This is a genomic window from Calidifontibacillus erzurumensis (genome assembly GCF_013303125.1).
GTDB classification, from domain to species: domain Bacteria; phylum Bacillota; class Bacilli; order Bacillales; family Bacillaceae_J; genus Calidifontibacillus; species Calidifontibacillus erzurumensis.
In genome coordinates this window covers 17,226-40,590 of record NZ_JABTTE010000022.1, presented here as the reverse complement: position 1 = coordinate 40,590, position 23,365 = coordinate 17,226, and the positions used below count along the sequence as shown (strand labels likewise).

The window sequence follows — 23,365 nt, the reverse complement described above, 5'->3', positions numbered from 1 at the left end:
AAGAATTTTTTCTATATTCCTATGACTTCCAAACGCTTTTTGAATGAGGGTTTCGTTTAGCATCGACCTTTTTTGAACCTATTTTTACAAAAATAGGTAATCTAATTGAAATATACCTGATTTGGTTGTCTATACACGATTAGTTATTTTTCATAGCTTAATAAGGAAGTTGGAACAATCTGAGGAAGATTATTTTATTGTGGAGGAAAGTATGAAAAAGCAGCAGCTGGAAAATAGACTAATTGAACCATGGGTAGAAGAAGAATTGCTTAGGATGGAAGAAGGTTCAGAAGAAGATGTGTTCTATGTTCCTGATTACATCGTGCAATATGCGGAGGAAGTTTTAACACACTACCCATTTTCTGTAAAAAGCATGACAGTTGTGACAACGAAATCGGATAAAGGGGGGGCTATTTGGAGGCTTGAAACGAGCGACGGTCCTAAAAGTTTGAAACTTTTACACCGCAGGCCAACAAGAAGTCTGTTTAGTTTAGGTGCGCAAGAATATTTGGTCAATGTACAGAAAGCGAATGTTCCGCCAATTGTTAAAACAAAAGATGGAGCCAACTATTTAGTAGCTGGCGGCAAATGTTGGTTTGTTGCTGAGTGGATTGAGCCATTAATGCCTGTAACGAAAGATTTAGAAGGAGCAAAACATCTTTGCTATGCACTTGGGGAATTTCATCGTTTAAGTAAAGGCTATGTGCCGCCTGAAGGAGCGGAACGGCCAACCCGGCTTTTTAAGTGGGAGAAAAGCTTTAAAAAAGTCGTTGAAAAAATGGATTGGTTTCGGAATATTGCCAATGCCTATAAAGAAATGCCAGCCAGCTCTTTGTTGCTCAGTGTTGTTGACCAATTTGAAGAGCAGGCAAGAAAAGGTCTCGCAGAGCTCCAACAGTCCCGCTATTATGATTTAACGAAACTTGGCAACGAATTTTGGGGATTGGTCCACCAAGATTATGGCTGGTCAAACGGTCAAATGGGTGCTGATGGCATGTGGATCATTGACTTGGATGGCGTTGCTTATGATATTCCAATTCGTGATTTAAGAAAATTAATTACCGGAACGATGTCCGATTTATTTACTTGGGATATCACTTGGATTCGGGAAATGATTCAGGCCTATCATAAAGCAAATCCGATTTCACGAGAAGTCTATGACTTATTAATGATCGATTTAGCAATGCCGAATGAGTTTTATAAAAATATTAAAGAAGTCGTATATGAGCCGGAGTTATTTTTAAACGAAGAAACAGCGGCTTTAATTAATACAATTGTGGAAACGGATAAGACGAAATGGCCGGCATTAGAAGAACTGTGGAAAGACCGTGAAAAGTTTGAACCGATGAACATTGAACAGCTAATGAAAGATTTAAATATACAAGATGATGTTGTCGTAAAAAGTGCTGTACAGATGAAACAAACTGCGCTAAATGCTCCACAAATGGAAACAGCTCAAACAACCGAAAGCAAAGAAAGCAAGAAGAAAAAAGATGATGGGAAAAAAGATAAGAAGGATAAAAAGAATAACGATAAAGATAAAGGGAAGAAATCGAAGGATAAAAAAGATAACAAATCAGGTAAAGGTAAGGACAAGAAAAAAGAGAAGGAAGGGAAAAAGAAGAAATGAAAGTATTAATGATTTGTACGGAAAAATTACCTGTTCCTCCGGTCCTTGGCGGTGCGATTCAAACGTATATAGCCGGTGTTCTTCCCTATGTAAGCAAAGTGCATAATATAACGGTGCTAGGTGTTGAAGCAGATATTTTGCCAAAAGAAGAAACGGTTGATGGCGTACATTATGTGCGCATCCCTGGCGGAACACTTGAAAATTATCGGGATGGGGTTGTTCAATATTTGCAAAACAATCAGTTCGACTTAATTCATATTTATAACCGTCCTCGTTTAGTCCTTCCAGTTCGACAAGTAGCCCCAAATGCGAAAATTACGTTGAGCATGCATAATGATATGTTTAACCGCGAAAAAATTGCACCAAGAGAAGCAGAAGCTGCATTAGAAGAAGTTTCAAAAATTGTGACCGTCAGCAATTATGTAGGTAATGTCATTAAAGAGCTTTATCCGCAAGCAGCTCCGAAGCTTCGGACGATTTATTCAGGCGTTGATGTTGATCGCTTTTTACCTGCCAATCATCCGAACATGAAAAAGATCCGTGACAACATCCGGAAAGAGCACAACTTGGATAATAAAACGGTGCTTTTATTCGCTGGCAGACTGTCTGTCAGCAAAGGTGTTGACCGTTTGATTCGTGCGATGCCGGACTTGGCGAAAAAGCATAAAGATATCGCTTTAGTCGTTGTAGGAAGCAAATGGTTCAGCCAAAATGATGTAACCGATTATATTGCATATGTAAAATCATTGGCAAGAAGACTTTCGGTACCCGTTGTGGCGACAGGCTTTGTGCATCCGAGTGAAATTCAAAATTGGTTTGCAGCAGCGGATCTATTTGTATGCACATCCATATGGCAGGAGCCACTAGCACGCGTCCATTATGAAGCGATGGCAGCCGGCCTTCCGATTGTTACAACTGCAAGAGGCGGCAATCCAGAAGTTATTATTCCAAGAGAAAATGGTCTTATTGTTGAGAATCCAGAAGATCCTAGAAATTTTGTGACAGCCATTTCAGACATCCTCTCTGATCGGTCCTTAATGAAAAAGATGGGCATCAAAAGCAGGGATTTAGCTATTTCATTATATACTTGGGATCGAGTAGCGAATGAATTGCTTGATGTATGGAATCAGGCTTAAATGTTTATAGAATTTATTAGTCTGCGGGCATGTAGCAGGGCAAAGGGGGTTGAGAATGATCCGACTTAACTCCATTGGAAAGTCCGGTGAGAATGCAAAGGTAATGAAATTTTCTAAACCTAACGAACTTTACAGCTAACATTTTACTGATGCGAGAACACTTCCTACGCAATGAATGTGAAGGAGATGTATGTCCTTTGTTAAGGGATGGCTGCTTGCCGTCCCAATTGCCTGATAGCATTGAATTGGTAAAAAGTAAATTGAAACAACGTTTTCACCAACTGTTACTTTTTTTAAATAAGAATAAAATATAGCGGTTTTCGACTAATGAACCTAATTACAAAAGGGGTCTATATATTAGTCATATGCTAATATGTAGAACCCTTGATTTGTCTTTGTGAAAAATACTAAAATACTATGTCAGAAACAACTTGAGCAATTAATAGTAAGAAAATTACCGGAAATATAACTTGGATCCACCTTGTTTTCACATACGGGATGATTTTTAGTCCAATATGTGATCCGACTATGGAGCCAGCTGTAATTGGTATAGCAATTCCCCAATTGACAATTCCATAGAAGAAATAAAACAAAAATGCGCTCATACAGCTTGAAAACATCATGAAACGTGTCATTTCAGCTGCTTTTACATAACTGAATCGTTTTTTCAAGAAATATGTAATGTTTAAAAGCGCAGAACCCGGTCCCATTCCACCATCATAAATTCCAATTAAAAATGGAGCTATTAAACTACCTTTGTTTTTGATGTCATTTTCTTCTGTATGTTCCTCTTTTTTAACTAGACCGTTTTTATTATTTTTTAAAACTAAGAAAAACATAATAATTAATACGATACAAGCAATGATGTTTAACGTTTTTTCCATTAATCTTGTAGCCAAAAATGCCCCACTTACGCCACCGAGGCAAGCGACAAACATGAGAGAGAGCATTTTTAGTATTTGTACTTTCTTTTTTAACGTAAGAACTACGACGGTCGAAAATGAAGATAAGCCTGTAGCAAATTTATTGACTGCAACCGTTGTATGAATTGGTATGCCAATTAACAGCATAGCAGGAAGCAACACCAGTCCTGCAGCTCCAAACATGACTCCAATAATTGCTGCAAGCACCCCAATTCCAAACAATAAAAGACTATTAATGGATAGCCATTCTAGTAATAAACTTTCCAAACCAATCCCCCCTATATTAAAATTACTGCTATACTATTCATAAAACAAATATATAAATGTTGTTGAATCATAAAAATAAGTTATGGGTTGGTGGGGAAATGAATTTACATGCGCTACGGATTTTTACGATTGTGGCAAAACTTGAAAGTATAACAGAAGCAGCAAATTTATTACATATTAGTCAGCCAGCTGTCACAGCTCAAGTTCGTAACCTTGAGAGGGAGATTGGGGTAAAATTGATTTCTAGTAAAGGAAGAGGAATCCAGCTTACTTCTGAAGGTAAATTTTTGTATGAGCAAGGCTTGCGATTGTTTCAATTAGAGGAACAGATAGAAGAAAAAATAAAAACATTTTTAGAGAAAAAAGAAAAAATACAAATTGCATCTTCTTACATTTCAACCAATTATATTTTACCGCCAATCGTAGCAAGCTATAAGCAAGAAAACCCAGATGTTGAAATATATGTATCATTAGGAAATGTGCAATCAGTGGAAGAGCGTGTCCTCAACTATGAAGTAGATTTTGGCTTGGTCATTCAAAGTAACATTGGTCATGAAGATTTATATTTTGAGAAAATATTAGATGTACCGTTTTGGTTTGTTGTACACCCTACACATCCACTAGCAAATAAAAAAATATCAATGTTTGATTTAAGTGAATACGATTTTGTTTACAGAGAAAAAGGGAGTTCAACACGAGATTTGCTAGAGGCAATTTTTTATACGCATAATTGCCCTTTACCGAAATTTGGAATAGAAGTGCAAGGTGTGCTTGAATCGATTAAATTTGTTGAGGCAGGTTATGGAATAGCTATTGCACCAGCATGTGGCGTCGTAGAAAGAATAGAGCAAGGAAAGCTTGCTAGAGTCTTTGTGAAGCAGGCAGAAATTCACCAAAGTTTATTTATTTGTACGAGGAAAATAGAAAAGTGCGAGCATAAGTTCATTCAATATTTGAAAAAGAGTTTAATAGAATCAGAGACTTAACTGTCTATTTTTTACAAGTTAATCTGAATAATCTAGTAATTCTTATTTTTACTCTTACGTGATTTGTATCTTGCAGTTTTTAAATAACTATATTTTTAGCTCCGTCCTAAATTCGATCGGGGTTATGTTTGTTTGAGCTTATAAAGTTTAATGTAATCATGGCTAATAGTAGGACTCTTGTTGAATTTCTCAGTGAGGAAATGGAAAAGACCTTGAGGAAAAAAGGCGATTCGATTAAGTAAAAAACTGGTATAAAAAGGACGAAAACATTATAATGTTTCAAATGATATGTTGCAATTTCCAAAAAATTAGGAGGAGAAAACCATGGACTTTCTTTCTATAATATCTTTTTTAGGTATTGCCATTGTTCTAACTGTTTTGCCTGGACCAGACAACTTGTTCACGTTGGCACAGAGCATCGCAAAAGGGACAAAGGCAGGCATTTATACAACACTTGGAATTTGTACAGGATTATTAGTACATATTACGGCTGCTACGGTCGGAATAACAGCGGTGGTGTATCAATCTGCATTTGCTTTCACAGTCGTGAAATATTTAGGAGCGGCATACTTATTATTTTTAGCATTTAAGTCTTTTAAAGAAAAAAGTTCATTTATCAACCTAGAGAATGTAGATGCTTTAGATTACAAATCTTTATACAAAAAAGGGCTTGTCACGAACTTGTTAAATCCTAAAGTGTCATTGTATTTTATGGCTTTCATCCCTCAGTTTGTTAATTATAACAATGGCAATGTTTCTGTTCAAATGCTTGTCTATGGAATCTTATTTTTAGTGCAGGCTTTTGTTGTATTTTCATTCATAAGCATTTTTGCTGGAAGAGTAGGTGGTTTTCTTCGCAAAAACCATTCATTATCTAGAAGAATTAACATCATTCAAGGGTCACTGTTCGCTTTTATAGGGTTAAAAATTGCATTTAGTAAAAACTAATTTAGAAAAAAATATGGAAGGGTTGAAGGTACATGTCTGAACAGTATAAATTAGCGACGTTTGCTGGCGGCTGTTTTTGGTGCATGGTTGCGCCGTTTGATGAACAGCCTGGGATTAAAGAAGTCGTTTCCGGTTATACAGGCGGATATAAAGAAAACCCTACCTATGAGGAAGTGTGTGCTGGAACGACGGGGCATTATGAAGCTGTTCAAATTACGTATGATCCGGAGGTTTTTCCATATGAAAAATTGCTTGAATTGTTTTGGCAGCAAATCGATCCGACAGATCCAGGCGGCCAATTTAATGACCGCGGGGGGTCTTATCGGACAGCTATTTTTTATCATGATGAAGAGCAAAAACAACTGGCAGAAGCTTCAAAAAAGGAACTTGAAGCAAGCGGCCGTTTTCAAAAGCCAATTGTTACGGAAATATTGCCGGCTGGACCGTTTTATCCAGCTGAAGAATATCATCAGTATTATTATAAAAAGAATCCATTCCATTATAACTTGTATAAAGAAGGGTCAGGGCGGGCTCGCTTCATTCGTGAACATTGGAAAAAGGTGAAAAGCGACGAAGAGCTGAAAAAGGAATTGACTCCAATCCAATATGAAGTGACTAGAAAGAATGGAACAGAGCCGCCATTTCATAATGAATATTGGAACCATTGGGAAGAAGGCATTTATGTTGATATTATTTCAGGCGAGCCGTTATTTAGTTCCAAAGAAAAATTTGATGCCGGCTGCGGTTGGCCGAGTTTTACAAAGCCGCTGCGCCGGTCGGAGTTAGAGGAACGGTTGGATTTATCCCACGGTATGCGGCGCATAGAAGTACGTGCCAAAACATCTGATGCCCATTTAGGCCATGTATTTGATGATGGACCTGGACCAGATCGTGCCCGCTATTGCATCAACTCCGCTGCGCTTCGCTTTATTCCGAAAGAAAAGCTTGTAGAAGAAGGATATGGGCAGTATTTGAAGTTGTTTGAGGGGGAATGATTTTGGAATAATAGTTCTCCCTGCCCTTAATCATGTGAAGGGTTTAACTCGATGATCTGTGGATAAAATAAGAGGGCGTATCTTTCTTTGATTGGGTAGTTGCTGTAGCTATATGCCTTGAAGGCGCACGGTCGGGAGTTCGAATCTCTTTAAGGACGTATAAAAAATTTGTAACTGTTGTATATCAAAAAACCACTACAAACACCCTTTCAGGATGCTCGCAGTGGGCTTTTGTCTGCCATTTTACAGAGGCATGCAAACGAAATACTTTCTAATCTTTACCCTACAAAGCAGCCAGCGTGCTGCTTTCTTTTTTTCGATCCATTTTGTCTTTTTTGCCGTGCAAGAAATAATAAAGGATTGATGATAACATGGCTACAATGCCCAATATTCCGTAAAGGAAGCTGTATCCGGTTAACGGGATGAGGAAGCCGAGTAAATATGGACCAAATCCTAGTCCGGCATCTAAAAAGATAAAGAACGTTGATGTTGCAAGCCCCATTCGTTGGACCGGCGTTAACTTGACAGCAATCGCTTGGGTACAGGACTGAATATTGCCAAATCCAAGGCCGATGAGGATCCCGGAAATAAGAAAAGTAAACCCATTATCAGCCAAGCTCAAAAGAATCATGCCGGCAGCTAAAATAAAAAAGGCCGGATACATCACTACATTTGCACCTTTCACATCCATTAAACGTCCTGTGATCGGCCGCGAAAGTAAAACGGCGCCCGCATAGACGACAAAGAAAAAGCTGGCCGCTGTTACTAGATCTTTTTCAATCGCGTAGAAATTAACAAAAGAAAGTACGCTGGCGTAACATAGAGATGTAACAAGTGTAATCGTTGCGATCGGCAACGCTCTTGGCTCAACAAAATTCGAAAGCTTAGGCTTTTTGAAAACAAATAATTTTTGTTTTGCCTCTTCTTCACGAGCGGGTATAGCAGGTACATGTAAAAATAAACCAATGAGCAAGCTAATCAATCCAAGTGCAAGACAAAAGCTGAAAATCATTTGGAACGTTGTATGCTGGCTCATGTATAAACCGATAAAAGGCCCGAGGGCAGCTGCCAATGTTGCGCTCATGCTGAAATAACCGATTCCTTCACCTTTTCGGTTAGCCGGGATAGTTTGCGCAACAATTGTGCCTGTTGCTGTATTGGCCACACCTAATGCGATGCCGTGAAGAAAGCGTGTAAGTAGTAAAAAAGCAATGCCCGCATTAATAAAATAAAAAGAAGTTGTCACAAGATACATAATAAGACCGATGAATAATGTTTTTCTTTGGCCAATGATATTGATTAAACGGCCAATAAATAATCGGCCGATTAATGTGCCGATAATAAAAATACCTGTAATAAGTCCTGCCTCACTTGTAGAAGCATCGTATTTATCAACTGCATAAACAGCAATGGTAACCACTAACAAATAAAAGACCAATGCTAAAAAGAAGTTAATGGTAGAAACGATGATAAAATCTTTCGTCCATAATTTAGAGTTGTAATGTTCCATAACTCCCACCTAATATTTCCCTAAAAATCGTATCGAAATATTTAATAATTAAGTAATTATATAAAAACAACTAAAATATGTCTAGTATTAAACTTTACACCCCCTTCATTCTGGCATTTGCATTAGATCATTTTTTGCCAAAATGAAGGGAAAAAATTTTGCCTACAATCATATTACTTATGTGCTTTGCATCTCTCTCATTCATTTATGTTTTTATTAACTTAAAGGTTTATCGGTGCCGTAGAAATTTTATTCATATGCTTTTGGAAGTCAAATTTTAACCATCGAAAAAGTATCGGTGCCTCCTTCAAAGATTGGGTTTTTTCATTTTAAACGGACTAAAGGAAAGTCCGTATCGATGCCCATGTGTTTTTATGTACTGCTTTTAACTACACAAAATTACCGAAAATCTAAAGTTTATTAGACTGCAAGTTTTGCAAATATTAATCCATTTTTTTCACAGAAAATGAATAACCACTTTATTTATCTACTATTTATTAAAAGTAAAAATCGATAATTTTCTGTACGTTTTCCAAAGTTCTTGAATTATATATAGAGAGGCCACATTTTTGTTTTTAATAAAAGGTTCAAGTGATGTGAATCTTTTATAGGAGGGAGTGAAAAAAGTGGATACGAAAGAATTGAAAAAATACTTGAAAAGAATTACCGTCCGGAATGTTGAAAATGCTGATGTAGAAGTGGAAAATTATTCGCCACTTGAGATGATCGGAAAAGGTCGGCAAGGGGCCGTTTTTAAATTTACCGATGGGATTTGTGTAAAGGTCTTTGGTAATGAAGAGGATTGTGAGCGTGAATATTACGCATTGTTGCTTGGCCAACATACGAACCTTTTTCCGAAAGTATATGCGAAGGGCCCGGATTATATTGCCATGGAAATGATCAATGGTGTTGATTTGCGCGAATATTTACAATCCCAGCCATTGACGAAAGAGCTATCTGCGAAATTGATCGAGATGCTCATAACGTTTAAGGAAATTGGCTTTGAAAGAATTGATCATCATAAAAGGCAAATTTTTATACAGCCGGACGGCAACTTAAAAGTCATTGATGTGGCGCGGACGGTTTGGCGTGACCGCGTTTATCCTTATCCGCGCAAATTATTAACATCGCTTGGCGAGGACTATAAAGCGATGTTTTTGGAACATGTTCAAGAACTCGCTCCCGAATTATATGAAGAATGGCAACATTATATTAGGATGGAAGAACTTTCGAGACAAATTTACGAAAATGTTCTCAACGAGTACAGAGAATCTAGAAAAGACCAATTGAAAATTAAAAGCAAGAAACTTCTTACGACCAATGATGAAGTAAAATATAAAATTTCGCTGGAAGGATTAATGCACAAAGTATTTAAAGAAGAGTGGGTCAAAACGATGCTCGCTATAGGTTATGATCCGGAAAAAGTCATGAAAAAAATCGATGAGTATTGGGACCAGTATGAAAGAACTGAAAGAACCAAATTTGTTATAAAAGGGAAAGTGGTAGAAAACCCAAAACAAACAGAATCGGAGGACGAAAAATCAAACAAAAAAAATAAATGGAACAAAATTGAAAAGAACAAAAAACAAATCCCACGAAGACGAATTCGGTAAAACGGGGAGAAAGCGATGAAAGTACTAGTAATATGGCGTTTACTCACAGTTGGCGGAGTCAATGCCGGTTGGCGAAACCGCTCTATTTATTTTAAAAAACATAATATTCATACGGAGTTTCTTTATACAACGGATCACGGCGGACTGCATATCATGCAAGACGTTGCGCCTGTTTATTTAACAAAAGATGACCAAGAAATTATATCGATTATAAAAAAAAATAAGTATGATGCAATCATTGTCACTGATACGGGTGCTGCCTATAAATGGCTAACAAAGGCAAAATATAAAGGACCGGTCATTGTTGAAGCCAGAACTCCAGAACTGATTAAACTCATTCCCCATTTAAAAAATTTCCGAAATATTAAACCTTTGGCCATTATTGTTCCATCTCAATATCAAAAGCGATTAGTTTCAATTTTGATCGATGAATTACCAGTACATGTTATTTACAATGGGGTTGATACTTCATTTTTTAGAGCGTTGCCTGATGAAGCAATTCATAAAGACCGAATGCCTGTATTGCCGGATGATAAAAAAATCGTATCCTACATTGGTCGTTTGGATAAGAGAAAAAATTGGCCGATGCTTTTAGAAGTTGCCAAAAAAGTGAAACGGGAACGGAATGATGTTGAATTCTGGGTGATTGGTGGAGCACAAAGCATTCAGCGTGATGAGTTTGCAGCAAAATGGCAAGAGGAAGGGCTAACAGATATTGTAAAATGGTTTCCTGTCATCCCTTATCAAGAGATGCCCCAACTTTATGCGAAAATACGCAAATCAGGGGGCTGTACGCTGGCGACAACGCGCTCAGAATCATTTGGCAATACTTTTATTGAATCAATGGTTTGCGGTGTACCAGTTGTAGCTTCAAACATTATGCCGATCACAGAACTAGTAATAAACGGCAAGACCGGTTTGCTTTATTATGGTCAAAATGTTGATGATGCGGTTAAACAGCTTTATAAAATTTTGGACAATAAAGAGCTTCACGAACAAATGTCAAAAGATGCAATCGAACATGCGAAAGCGAATTTTGCCATCGATGTTGTTGCCTCCCAATATGCAGCTTTGCTCAAGTCGCTTGTCTATCCGGACAAAAGTGAAAGCGGCGAGGTGAATCCATCTTGATGGAACCGGTATCTTATCGAAAAAAATTGGAAGGAAAATCAAATGCCCATTTAATAACTTTTAGTGATGGCAAAGATTATGTAGTCAAATTTTTTCAACACGGTTTTGAAAAGTCATTGCCAAATGAATGGGTTGCGTATCCTCTTGCGCGCTTTCTAGGTTTGCCTACTCCTTTTGCCCGGATCGTTGATATTCCGCAAAACTTTTTAACTGAAGTTGAAGAGCTTGCCCAAATGAGCGATGTGAGATACCAATTTGCATCTCGGTATATCCCAAATTGCCGTGACGGTCATGAAGTGGATATAACGAATAAAAAAGTTGTGCTAACGAATGACGATTGGCAGCTTGCCAGTATTATTTTATTTGATTACTGGTTAGCAAATACCGACCGGACACGGAAAAATATTTTGTTGAAAGAAACGGCAGCTGATTCCTATCATGTAACAGTGATTGATCATGCAGAAATATTCGGAAACTACTTTTGGCTGATTGATGATTTGGAAAAATTGCCGGTGGACGTATTCAAAAGCGCAACACACCAATTTATCGCTAAATTTATTAAACAAGAACAATCTTTTTTCGATGTACTTGAAGTCATCCAACAAATTCCGGTATTATTGCTCGAAGAAATTGTTGAACTAATACCAGAAGAATGGAAAGTTACGAGAGAAGAGCGGAAAGCAATTGTTAGCACTCTTATTAAACGGCGGAAAAGAATTCTTCCGGAAATGATCGAGAAGTTTATTGGAAAAGTATATCGTCCTTTGAAAAAAGGGTAAAAACTCCTGACCCAAGCGGGTTTAAGGGGTTTTTATTTTGTTTGCAAACTCCTGTAAACGTACACTCATTAAAATCCTCAATTTATTTCATTGTTTTTCCATGAACAATAGGCCCTTGTCCGAGACAGATATCCATACTAGTGCATACCAATATAAAAGAATTTAGAAAGGAGGCAGCAGATGAAGATTCGAAAAGCGATTATTCCAGCAGCTGGTCTTGGCACCCGCTTTTTGCCAGCAACAAAAGCACAGCCTAAAGAAATGCTGCCGATTGTTGATAAACCGGCTATACAGTACATCGTTGAGGAAGCAGCAGCGTCGGGAATTGAAGATATCGTCATTATCATCGGCAGGGGGAAACGGTCGATAGAAGACCATTTTGACAAATCTTATGAATTAGAAGATGCACTTTTGAAGAAAAAAAAGCTCGAAATGCTTGAAGAAGTTCAAAAAATCTCTAACTTGGCCAATATCTTTTTTGTTCGCCAAAAAGAACCGAAAGGGTTGGGACATGCTATTCTTTGCGCCAAAAGCTTTATCGGCAATGAACCTTTTGCCGTTTTATTGGGCGATGATATCGTAAGGTCGCAAATACCGTGTATCAATCAATTAATTAATGTCTTTGAATATTGCAACAGTTCGGTAGTCGCTGTCCAGACCGTTCCTGAAAAGGAAGTAAGCAAATATGGAATCATTAAACCAAAATGTTCGGCCATTGAACCGAATCTTTTTTATATTGATGCATTTGTAGAAAAACCGAAAGTAGAAGAGGCCCCGTCTCGATATGCCATAATGGGCCGCTATGTATTCAGACCAGAAATTTTTTCTTATTTAGAACATCTGCCAGCAGGGAAAAACGATGAAATTCAATTAACAGATGCCATTCATGAATTAAATAAACATCAAGCTGTGCTTGCTTATCATTTTGAAGGAACACGCTATGATATTGGCGATAAAAATGGCTTTATACGTGCGACATTAGATTTTGCTTTAGAGCGGGAAGATATGAGAGAGGAAATCTTGGCTTATTTAGCCGATGTCAGCAAAAAAGAAAAGAATAGGGAGATCGATTGAAATGCAAATTGCCGTCTTAGGAACAGGATATGTAGGACTGTCCACCGGCGTATGTTTGGCAGAAATCGGCCACAATGTTTACTGTATTGATATTGACGAACGGAAAATAGAACTTCTTCGTCAAGGAATTTCCCCGATTTACGAACCAGGACTTGATGAATTGCTTCAAAAAAATATTCAAAATGGCAGGTTGTTTTTTACGACGTCTTATGAGGAAGGAATAAAGAATCGGGAAGTAATTATCATCGCTGTTGGCACGCCGCAAAGTGAAGATGGAAGTGCCGATTTATCATATATTAAGAAAGCTGTTTGTGATCTTTCATCATATCTTAAAGATGATGTAATCATTGCTGTGAAAAGCACGGTACCAGTTGGAACAAACGATGAACTGTATCAATTATTAAAAGACCGCTGTAATAAAAATATCCGTGTTGATCTTGTTTCAAACCCCGAATTTTTAAGGCAAGGATCTGCCATTCATGACACACTTCATGCCGATCGGATCGTAATCGGCGCTAAATCAGAAGAAGCTGCCGCAAAAATGAAAGAAATGTATCTTCCACTACAAGTTCCCATTATACAGACAGACATTCGAAGTGCTGAAATGATCAAGTATGCTTCCAATGCTTTTCTAGCAATGAAAATTAGTTATATAAACGAAATTGCCAATCTATGCGAAGTGCTTGGAGCCAATGTCAACGATGTTGCCAAAGGAATGGGCATGGATAAAAGGATTGGCGGAGCATTCTTACATGCGGGGATCGGCTATGGCGGTTCATGTTTTCCAAAGGATGTTAAAGCACTTCTCCATACGGCCAAATCCCATCATGTTGATTTTGCTATCTTAAAAGAAACGGTCGCTGTGAATGAGAGACAACGGCGCCTCCTTGTTAAAAAAGCTGTGAGTCGTTTCGGCGATTTGCGTGGAAAAAAATTTGCCCTTTTCGGCCTTGCTTTTAAGCCAAACACGGATGATATGAGAGAAGCACCATCTATTATCATATCAAAGCTATTAACTGAACTTGGGGCAAAAGTAACCGCCTATGATCCGGTTGCAACGGAAAATGCCAAAAAAATATTGGGAGATTCTATTTCCTATGCGCAATCAGCCTATGAAGCTGCTAGAGATGCCAACGCCTTATTTGTCGTCACAGAATGGCCGGAGTTTCAACAATTGGATGTAAAAGCGCTTCTTGACGTAATGAAACAGCCGATCATCTTTGATGGCCGCAACATTTTTGATCTTGAAACTTTAAATAGTAGTTTAAAAGCCTATCAAGGGTTTGAATATTATCCGGTTGGAAAACGTGCTTTCATTGTCGAAAAGAAGTAGCTTTCTTATTTAAGTCTCTAAACGAACACGAATGTCCTTTCAAGCTATTTAAGAGAGGAACATCTTTCGTGTTTTGTTTAGAGACTTATGTTTTTTAAATAACAATTATCCCGATGGGCTTGCCTATCTTAAAATGGTATTTTTTGCATAAAAATGTCAAAAAAAGAGTATCATAATATAGTTTTGTAAAAGATTAAAAAAATAGAAAAATAAAAAAATTTGCTAGACGAAAAACGATCTTTGATTTAAAATACTATTATTGAAATAATATTCTCAATTATTTTTTTATTCTGGCGCTCCTTGTGAATAAACAAGGGGAATGTTTAATAGTTTTATTATTGTCAGAATAATTAAATAATTAATTAAGGGGGAGATAAAAAGATGAAAAAAAGAATTTCAAAACTTCTTTTATCAACGGCTTTAGTTGCCGGTCTACTTGCTGGTTGCTCTGGCGGGGGACAAGATACAGCACCTTCAGGTAGTTCAGGTGGCGGCTCAGGTGATGCTGAAGTAATCAAAATTGGTGCCAACCTTGAACTGTCCGGTGGTGTTGCATCTTATGGACAATCTATCGCAGAAGGCGTTGATCTTGCAATTGAAGAAATCAATGCAAGCGGTGGAATTGACGGCAAAAAACTTGAAGTTGTTAAAGTTGATAATAAGTCTGAAGCTGCAGAAGCAACAAACGCTGCCATTAAATTAACAAGCCAAGATAAAGTAACAGCGATTATTGGTGCGGCTACAAGCGGTAACACGGTTGCACAAGCACAGATTGCAAATGACACTAATACAATTTTATTAACTCCATCTGGTACAAGCCCTAATGTAACAGTTGGGGAAGATGGCTTAAATGAATATGTGTTCAGAATGTGCTTCATTGACCCATTCCAAGGAACTGTAGCAGCAAACTTTGCAGCAAATGAATTGGGCGTTAGAAAAGCAGCGATCTTTGCTGACAGCGCAAGTGATTATGCAAAAGGTCTAGCTGCTTCATTTAAAGAAACTTTTGAAGCTGCAGGCGGAACAATTGTAGCAGAAGAAGCTTATGTTGCAAAAGATACTGACTTCCGTTCAACATTAACACGCATCAAAGGTCAAAATCCTGAGTTCGTATTCATCCCAGGATATTATGAAGAAGTAGGCTTAATCATTAAGCAAGCACGTGAAATGGGCCTCAATGTTCCATTCATGGGTGCTGACGGTTGGGATTCTCCAAAGCTTATTGAGTTAGCAGGTGCTGAAAACTTAAATAATACATTTATTACAAACCACTATTCTTCTGAAGACCCAGATGAAAAGATCCAAAACTTTGTAACGAAGTTTAAAGAAAAATATAATGGTAAATCACCAGATGCATTCAACGCGCTTGGCTATGACTCTGTTTATCTATTAGCTGACGCAATCAAACGTGCTGGCAGCACAGATCCAGTGGCAATTAAAGATGCTCTTGCTGCTACTAAAGATTTATCACTTGTAACAGGTATCGTAACAATTGACGAAAACCACAATCCTGTTAAGTCAGCAACAGTATTAGAATATGTAGATGGAAAACAAACGTTCAAAACGAAAGTTAATCCTTAAGAAATCCTTGAAGAATGGGGGGATTAATCCCTCCATTCTTTTTTAAAGAGTGACGACCAACAGCAGTATATGGAAGGAGTGAAATTATGGAGTGGATACAGCAAATTATCAACGGAATATCACTTGGTAGTATTTATGCCTTAATTGCCTTAGGCTATACGATGGTATACGGAATTATTAAACTAATCAACTTTGCGCACGGCGATGTTTTTATGGTGGGAGCTTTTATAGGGTTTTATGCAATTGCTGGATGGGGGCTCGGATTTTTTCCAGCACTCTTATTGTCAATGGCTGTTTGCGCTATACTTGGTGTACTTATTGAACGGATTGCCTATAAACGTCTCCGTAATGCAACTAGAATTGCAGCATTAATTACAGCCATTGGTGTTTCATTATTGATCGAGTATACTGTCATTTATCTTCGTGGTGCACAACCTGAAGCATACCCTACTGTTTTATCCAATAAAACATTCAACTTCCTTGGCGCTCAAATCAGCAGCCAATCAATTTTAATTCTTTCTGTTTCCATCATTCTCATGATTATCCTGCAATTTATTGTTCACCGGACTAAAATCGGCAAAGCGATGCGTGCAGTATCCCATGATGCAGAAGCAGCTAGATTGATGGGCATCAATGTTGATAATACAATTTCTGCTACGTTTGCGATTGGCTCTGCTTTGGCAGGGGCAGCAGGTGTTATTTTTGGGATTTATTACACAAAAATTGAACCGTTAATGGGTATCATTCCAGGGCTTAAAGCTTTCGTTGCCGCAGTGCTCGGGGGCATCGGTATTATTCCTGGGGCAATGGTCGGCGGGCTTGTGCTTGGGCTTGTTGAAACAATTGTCAGCGCCTTTGGTTATTCACTTTGGAGAGACGCCGCCGCTTTCATCATTCTTATATTAATTCTTATTTTCAGACCATCTGGCATCTTTGGAAAAAATATGAGAGAGAAAGTGTAGGTGAAAAATTGAATGAAAACCGGAAAAGGCTTTTGGATATTTGTCATTTTGGGCGCCATTTTTTATGGAGTTGTGCAATTTTTAATTAGCACAAACATGTTAAACCCATTTTATACAAATACATTAATCTATATGGCTATTAATATTATTTTGGCAGTCAGTCTTCATCTTGTCATCGGTATTACCGGACAGTTTTCGATAGGACACGCCGGATTTTTAGCTGTAGGGGCATACGTTTCCGCCATTTTAACGATGAAGCTTGGCCAGCCGTTTCCGATCGCAATTATAGCCGGAGGAATTATGGCAGCTTTGGCGGGACTTCTTGTCGGTTTTCCAAGCCTTCGTTTAAAAGGGGACTATTTGGCGATTGCAACGTTAGGTTTTGGCGAAATTATTCGGATTGTATTTTTAAATATTGACTATGTCGGCGGTGCGGCCGGGATGCAAGTAAAACATATGACGACATGGACTTACGCATTTGCATGCTTGATGATCACGATTATTGTTATTACGAACTTTACTAAATCGCGCCATGGACGGGCTTGTATTTCTGTACGTGAAGATGAAATTGCTGCCGATTCGATGGGTATTAATACGACCTATTATAAAGTTATTGCCTTTGCATTAGGTTCATTTTTTGCTGGGGTTGCCGGCGGACTTTATTCGCACAACTTCTATATTATCCAACCGACAAACTTTGGCTTCTTGAAATCTTTTGATATATTAATCTATGTTGTTTTAGGCGGTTTGGGAAGTTTATCGGGAGCAGTCATTTCTGCTATATTGCTTACGATTGTTTCCACATTTTTACAAGATTATCCTGAAACACGGATGATTATTTACAGTCTCGTACTTATAGTTGTCATGTTGTACAGACCACAAGGATTAATGGGGACGAAAGAAATTACAGATTATTTTGGCAAATGGAAAAGCGTGAAGGGAGGCAGCGTCAATGGTCAATAGCTCATCTTCAACAAATAACACACAAATGACAGTTGATCGTCCGTTGCTTCAAGTGAATAAAGCAGGAATCCAGTTTGGTGGTTTAAAAGCCGTTTCCGAATTTTCAATGGAAATTAAACAAGGCGAATTAATCGGACTCATTGGACCAAATGGTGCCGGTAAAACAACATGCTTTAACTTGTTGACAGGCGTTTATGTACCGACGGAAGGAGAAATTATTTTTAACGGGGAACGTCTGAATGGACTTCCGCCTTATAAAGTTACTCAAAAAGGAATTAGCCGTACTTTCCAAAATATTCGTTTATTCAAAGATTTATCTGTCCTTGATAACGTAAAAGTTGCTTACCATTCATTAGCGAAACATTCAATTTTAAGCTCTATTTTCCGCCTTCCTGCTCATTTTGCCGGGGAAAGAGAAATGGAAGAAAAGGCGATTGAGTTTTTAAAAATCTTTCAGTTAGATAAATTGAAAGATGAATTGGCAAAAAATTTGCCTTATGGTCAGCAACGACGATTGGAAATCGCCAGAGCCTTGGCTGCCGGTCCGAAGCTACTACTTTTGGACGAACCTGCTGCAGGGATGAATCCGCAAGAAACGCATGAATTGATGGAATTAATTGCGTTTATCCGTGAAAAGTTCAATTTGACTATTCTATTAATTGAACATGATATGAAACTAGTGATGGGAATTTGTGAACGCATTTATGTATTGGATCATGGCCAACTCATTGCAGTAGGCACACCAGAGGAAATTCGCAACCATCCAAAAGTAATTGAGGCTTATCTAGGCGAGGAGGTTGGTGATGATCATGCTTAAGGTTGACCAAATTGATGTCTTTTATGGAAATATCCAAGCATTAAAAGGTGTTTCTTTAGAAGTACACGAAGGTGAAATTGTAACATTGATCGGTGCAAATGGTGCTGGTAAAAGTACCCTTTTGAAAACTTTATCGGGTTTATTGAAGCCGAAAAACGGTGATATTCAATATTTAGGAGAATCAATTGCCGGTAAGCCAGCGCAAGCCATTGTTAAAGCAGGTATTTCTCACGTTCCGGAAGGCCGCCGTGTTTTTGCTAACATGACAGTTGAAGAAAATTTGGAACTAGGCGCCTTTTTACGAAAAGATAAAGAAGTGCGCAATGACATGGAAAAAGTATATGCAATTTTCCCTCGGCTTCTTGAGCGCCGTAAGCAATTGGCTGGTACCCTTTCAGGAGGAGAACAGCAAATGTTGGCGATGGGACGTGCGATTATGGCAAGGCCAAAGCTATTACTTCTTGATGAGCCATCGATGGGACTTGCGCCATTAATGGTTAAAACGATTTTTAATATTATTGAAGAAATTAATAGTACAGGTACGACGATTTTGCTAGTAGAACAAAATGCCCATATGGCATTGTCAATTGCAAACAGAGCCTATGTAATTGAAACAGGTCGTGTAGTTATTTCAGGTGAAGCGAAAGAACTACAAGCAAGCGACGAAATCAAACAAGCTTATTTGGGCGGGCTGTAATCGTGAAAAGGCAACATTCGAACGAATGGACAGACAAACGGTTTACATCGGATTTGGCAGAATCATTTCACTTACGATCTTGCAATAAAAAGTTTATTGGAAGGGCAAAAAAGGGGCGTCTCAATGTCATATATGGACGATTGGGACAGTCCCATTTTGTTTTTATTATATTTAAAATTAATAAAATAGAAACTATTTCAACTATACCAACAATGAACATTTTTGTAAATATTTAAGAATGGAATGTTGGTTGGTAGTTAGGGAAATATGGTAATTAGTATATCTAAAAGCAATTGCCCTAAATTTTGATAGAAATCCGTGCGATTAAAGTTGATTTACAAATTCTAGAAGAAACTGGACTTTTACCGCATACCAAAATAACTACGAACAAAAATATTTATAGAAGCATTCTAGAGGTTCTAGCTGCCAATCTATAAATTTAAAAAATTTTCTAGGAAATTATAGTTCAGAATTTTCCAAAATATATAGCAATGTTTATCAATTTTTTACGAGAACTGTCATTTTTTATTAACTATATTTTCCTATTTTGGATACGCGTTGTAGTATAATGGAAATACATAGAAGAATTTTATAAAATTTTGTTCGTTGGTTGATTTGGTTGCAAGGAGTGGTGGTATGCAAAAGCCTTCCGGAAAAAAACTACTCGATCTCGATATAAAAAATAAAAATGTTTCCCTATTAATCATTTCATTGGTCATATTAATGGTTGCCGTCGTTTTTCGTGAATCGCTTTATGGTGTCTTTGGCGAAGAAAACTATTTAACTATTCATTTGCTAATGGAAATTTTTATTATCACCACTGCTTTTATGATTGCGATCCAATCGTGGATGATATTTCCTCATATTTTGTCCAGTTTTCGCTTATGGATTGGTGCATTATTTTTCGCAATAGGGATATTGGAAGTTGTTCATACTATAAATTACAAAGGAATGCCTTTCTTTCTTTCAGAAAGTTCATCATATAAAGCAACATGGTTTTTTATGGCGGCTCGATTGACAGAAGTAATGGGGATGCTTGCAATTATTTTATCGAAAGATCGCTTAGTTAGCTCGAAGTTCCGCATACTGGCATACAGTGTGGCGCTCGTTTACTCGGTTATTTGGATCATAATCATCTATTCGCCAATACAGCTTTTGCCTGCTTTAGTTGTTGATGGAATCGGAACAACATCGTTAAAGAACAATTTGCAATATTTAGCTATATTAATTGAAATCTTTATTGTTTACTTTATTGCTGTACGCTTCCGCTCAAAGGAAGTTTTTAACAATATGTTAATGACAGCATCCATTTATTTAATGATCTCGGATTATTTTTTTACTACTTATAAAAGCGTGTACGATATTAATAATTTTATCGGCCACTGGTTTCAGCTGGCAGGCTTTTACTTCTTGCAAAGGGCTGTATATCATACGTCGGTTGAAGAACCATTTGAATTGCAAAAAGAGGCTGAAATGCGCCTTTTAAAAAATGAAAAGTTCCTTCAGACCATTACATCCAATATGGGTGAAGGGCTAATCGTTACAGACAAAGAAGGCTACTTAACGTATATCAATCGTGAAGCGGAACGACTGCTCGGTAGGACGAGAGATGAATTATTAGAGAAAAGAGTTCATGATTATATTCACGTTCGTGAAGATGGGACGCCTTTTCCGTTTTCAGAATGCCCTTGTTCAAAAATAAATGAAGTTTCACATACGTATCGCGTGAAAGAAGATTATTTTATACGCAAAAACGGTGAAATTTTTCCTGTTTCCTATGTGCTAACCCCATTATATGAAGAAGGACAGGCAACGGGAGCGATCATGGTATTCCAAGATATTACCCAAATGAAAAAAGATCAAGAAATTATTCATCATATGGCTTTCCATGATGAATTAACGAAACTGCCGAATTTGCGCTATTTAAAAGAAAAGTGGCCTACGTTCATAGGAAAAAACAAAGATCAAAAAGGTGCGTTTATCATTATTGATATCAACCGTTTTAAAAATATTAATGAAGCGCTTGGGCATGCCTTTGGTGATTTAATTCTTCAAGCGGTGGCTGAAAGGCTTCAGGGAGAGCTTTCCGAAGATATGTTTTTATGCCGCCACACCGGTGATGAGTTCGTGCTGGTCATCCCAAATGATGATCAAGAAAAAAATGAAACAAAAGCTGTTTTGGAAAAAATCCATTCAGCTTTTCAAGAGCCTCTTCAGGCACAACAATTGCAATTGAATATAGCTTTAATTGGTGGAGTTGCATTTTACCCACAAAACGGCACCGATTTGGAAGAACTTTTGCAACGGGCAAGTATAGCATTAATGGAGGCAAAACATCAAAATCGTTCGTTCGAGTTTTTCCAATTCGAAATGGACGGAAAAGCATTGGATAATCTTGTTATTGAAAATGATTTATACCATGCTTTGGAAAAAAATCAACTAGTTGTAGTTTTCCAGCCTCAAATTGACCTCTGCAAAGGAGAAATCATTGGTTTAGAAGCCCTCATTCGTTGGCATCATCCAACACACGGCTTTGTTTCTCCTGGAAAGTTTATTTCAATTGCCGAGGAAACAGGTTTAATTATTCCAATTGGGGAATGGGTATTGCGAACAGCTTGCCAGCAATTGAAACAGTGGCATGATCAAGGTCTTCCTCCATTTCGCGTTGCTGTCAACTTATCCATTCGGCAATTTTATCAGCAAGATTTAGTTGAAAAAGTGAAAGAAATTTTGGACGAGACGGGTTTAGCACCGGAATATTTGGAGTTGGAAGTTACCGAGAGCATGATGATGAATATCGATCATACGAAGAAAACATTGGATGCTTTGAAACAACTTGGTGTTCAAATTGCCATCGATGATTTCGGCACAGGCTATTCTTCACTGTCATATTTAAAGCATCTACCTGTTGATCGATTAAAAATTGACAGGTCGTTTGTGAGCGACATTGTTAGTGAACATAGTGATGTGACAATTATTTCGACAATTATTTCAATGGCACAGTTTTTAAATTTAGAAGTAATTGCAGAAGGGGTCGAAACTTTAATTCAAAAAGAAATTTTAGAAAGCAGACGTTGTATGCAAATTCAAGGTTATTTAACGAGTCCGCCGATGACTTCTGAACAATTTAGCGAACAGTTTCCTAAATTGCAGCAAAAAGTTCGCCTCTTAGTTAAATCAGGAATGGCTAAGAATCTTTAATAGAAGAAATTTAGAAAAAGCGACTTCATCCGACAAAAATTGAAGTTACTATATGTTATAATATTCTGAAAAAAGTGGGTGCTATTTGAGTGCCCACTTTTTTAAAAGAGTGGATGTCCAAGGTGCAGGAGGACAACCACCATTGCTGATTGAGCGCTCATTAACTTAAAAGGGGTGGATGGTTGGCACCTACCAGGGCTCATTGAGCACCCGCTTAATTTAAAAGGGTGAATGGCCAAGGTGTAGTTGACACCCACCAAGGCTGATTGAGCATTCACATATTTAAAAGGGGGATTTGTATATGGAAGAAGTTGTAACAAGGGCAATTCAAGATGATTATCCTGATGATTTTGCTTGGTGCTATGGCTGTGGTAGATTAAATGAAAGCGGGCACCATATTCGCACTGGATGGCAGGGAGAAAATACGGTAACCATTTTTGAACCAAAGCCTGAACATATGGCCCTTCCTGGCTTTGTATATGGAGGACTGATCGCTTCATTAATCGATTGTCACGGTACAGGATCAGCTGCACTTGCTTTGCATCGTAAAAATGGACATGAACCAGGCGATGGCTCAGAACCGCCTCGATTTGTCACTGCATCTTTGCATGTAGATTTTTTAAAGCCGACTCCTCATGGCGTACCGTTAAAAGCGATTGGCACGGTGGAAGAAATCCATCCGAAAAGATGGAAAGTAAATGCTGAAGTATATGCCAACGATACGCTTTGTGCCCGCGGTGAAGTTGTTGCTGTTGTCATGCCAAATACGTTTGTGAGAAAAGATGAATAGATGATAGGAAGATTCGAGGGCGTTTTATA

The 23,365-nt window shown here is 37.9% G+C and carries 17 protein-coding genes and 2 pseudogenes; 17 read left to right on the top strand and 2 right to left on the bottom strand.

From position 1 onward, the window contains the following. Window positions 1–226: 226 nt before the first annotated feature. Window positions 227–1,327: pseudogene (locus tag HR057_RS13865) on the top strand (CotS family spore coat protein); the annotation flags it as partial. A 299-nt stretch (window positions 1,328–1,626) separates the two neighbouring features. Continuing rightward, window positions 1,627–2,763, top strand: a pseudogene (locus tag HR057_RS13860) (glycosyltransferase family 4 protein); the annotation flags it as partial. 410 nt (window positions 2,764–3,173) lie between these two features. Here HR057_RS13860 and HR057_RS13855 read toward each other — a convergent pair. Continuing rightward, window positions 3,174–3,956 (bottom strand): sulfite exporter TauE/SafE family protein, encoded by a 783-nt coding sequence (locus HR057_RS13855; RefSeq protein ID WP_173732035.1) that lies wholly within the window; start codon window positions 3,954–3,956, stop codon window positions 3,174–3,176. A gap of 98 nt (window positions 3,957–4,054) precedes the next feature. On the opposite strand from HR057_RS13855, the gene HR057_RS13850 reads away from it, so the two are divergent. From HR057_RS13850 to msrA, 3 genes are all read left to right on the top strand, one after another. Further along, window positions 4,055–4,942, top strand: coding sequence for a LysR family transcriptional regulator (locus HR057_RS13850; RefSeq protein WP_173732034.1), 888 nt, complete (start codon window positions 4,055–4,057; stop codon window positions 4,940–4,942). Between the two features lie 324 nt (window positions 4,943–5,266). Beyond that, window positions 5,267–5,890, top strand: coding sequence for a LysE family translocator (locus HR057_RS13845; protein ID WP_173732033.1), 624 nt, complete (start codon window positions 5,267–5,269; stop codon window positions 5,888–5,890). A 32-nt stretch (window positions 5,891–5,922) separates the two neighbouring features. Then, window positions 5,923–6,885, top strand: coding sequence for a peptide-methionine (S)-S-oxide reductase MsrA (gene msrA / locus HR057_RS13840; protein WP_173732032.1), 963 nt, complete (start codon window positions 5,923–5,925; stop codon window positions 6,883–6,885). Between the two features lie 283 nt (window positions 6,886–7,168). Here msrA and HR057_RS13835 read toward each other — a convergent pair whose 3' ends face one another. Further along, window positions 7,169–8,395, bottom strand: a complete 1,227-nt coding sequence (locus HR057_RS13835; protein ID WP_173732031.1) for an MFS transporter — start codon at window positions 8,393–8,395, stop codon at window positions 7,169–7,171. Between the two features lie 626 nt (window positions 8,396–9,021). On the opposite strand from HR057_RS13835, the gene HR057_RS13830 reads away from it, so the two are divergent. The 12 genes from HR057_RS13830 (at window position 9,022) to HR057_RS13770 (ending at window position 23,336) form a co-directional block, all read left to right on the top strand. Further along, on the top strand, window positions 9,022–10,008 hold the full coding sequence (locus HR057_RS13830) for a serine/threonine-protein kinase (RefSeq protein ID WP_173732030.1): 987 nt from the start codon (window positions 9,022–9,024) through the stop codon (window positions 10,006–10,008). 15 nt (window positions 10,009–10,023) lie between these two features. Then, window positions 10,024–11,139, top strand: coding sequence for a glycosyltransferase family 4 protein (locus HR057_RS13825; RefSeq protein ID WP_173732029.1), 1,116 nt, complete (start codon window positions 10,024–10,026; stop codon window positions 11,137–11,139). After that, complete coding sequence (locus tag HR057_RS13820; protein WP_230474458.1) at window positions 11,139–11,918, top strand: HipA family kinase; 780 nt, start codon at window positions 11,139–11,141, stop codon at window positions 11,916–11,918. The genes HR057_RS13825 and HR057_RS13820 overlap by 1 nt, the downstream gene beginning before the upstream one ends. Before the next feature lie 180 nt (window positions 11,919–12,098). Continuing rightward, window positions 12,099–12,992, top strand: coding sequence for a UTP--glucose-1-phosphate uridylyltransferase GalU (gene galU, locus HR057_RS13815; protein WP_173732027.1), 894 nt, complete (start codon window positions 12,099–12,101; stop codon window positions 12,990–12,992). A gap of 1 nt (window position 12,993) precedes the next feature. Continuing rightward, complete coding sequence (locus HR057_RS13810) at window positions 12,994–14,325, top strand: UDP-glucose dehydrogenase family protein (protein ID WP_173732026.1); 1,332 nt, start codon at window positions 12,994–12,996, stop codon at window positions 14,323–14,325. Between the two features lie 381 nt (window positions 14,326–14,706). Continuing rightward, window positions 14,707–15,906, top strand: a complete 1,200-nt coding sequence (locus tag HR057_RS13805) for an ABC transporter substrate-binding protein (RefSeq protein ID WP_173732025.1) — start codon at window positions 14,707–14,709, stop codon at window positions 15,904–15,906. 86 nt (window positions 15,907–15,992) lie between these two features. Then, window positions 15,993–16,868 carry a branched-chain amino acid ABC transporter permease gene (locus HR057_RS13800; protein WP_173732024.1) on the top strand — a complete coding sequence of 292 codons (876 nt, stop codon included), beginning with the start codon at window positions 15,993–15,995 and terminating at the stop codon, window positions 16,866–16,868. A gap of 12 nt (window positions 16,869–16,880) precedes the next feature. Then, a complete protein-coding gene (locus HR057_RS13795; protein ID WP_173732023.1) occupies window positions 16,881–17,831 on the top strand; it encodes a branched-chain amino acid ABC transporter permease in 951 nt (316 codons plus the stop codon). A 25-nt stretch (window positions 17,832–17,856) separates the two neighbouring features. Continuing rightward, entirely contained in the window at window positions 17,857–18,648 is a 792-nt protein-coding gene (locus HR057_RS13790; protein WP_173732065.1) for an ABC transporter ATP-binding protein, read from the top strand. After that, a complete protein-coding gene (locus HR057_RS13785) occupies window positions 18,641–19,345 on the top strand; it encodes an ABC transporter ATP-binding protein (protein ID WP_173732064.1) in 705 nt (234 codons plus the stop codon). Before HR057_RS13790 ends, HR057_RS13785 begins: the two co-directional genes overlap by 8 nt. Before the next feature lie 636 nt (window positions 19,346–19,981). Next, window positions 19,982–22,546, top strand: coding sequence for a bifunctional diguanylate cyclase/phosphodiesterase (locus HR057_RS13775; RefSeq protein WP_173732022.1), 2,565 nt, complete (start codon window positions 19,982–19,984; stop codon window positions 22,544–22,546). Between the two features lie 301 nt (window positions 22,547–22,847). Beyond that, entirely contained in the window at window positions 22,848–23,336 is a 489-nt protein-coding gene (locus HR057_RS13770; RefSeq protein ID WP_173732021.1) for a PaaI family thioesterase, read from the top strand. The last annotated feature ends 29 nt before the right edge of the window (window positions 23,337–23,365 follow it).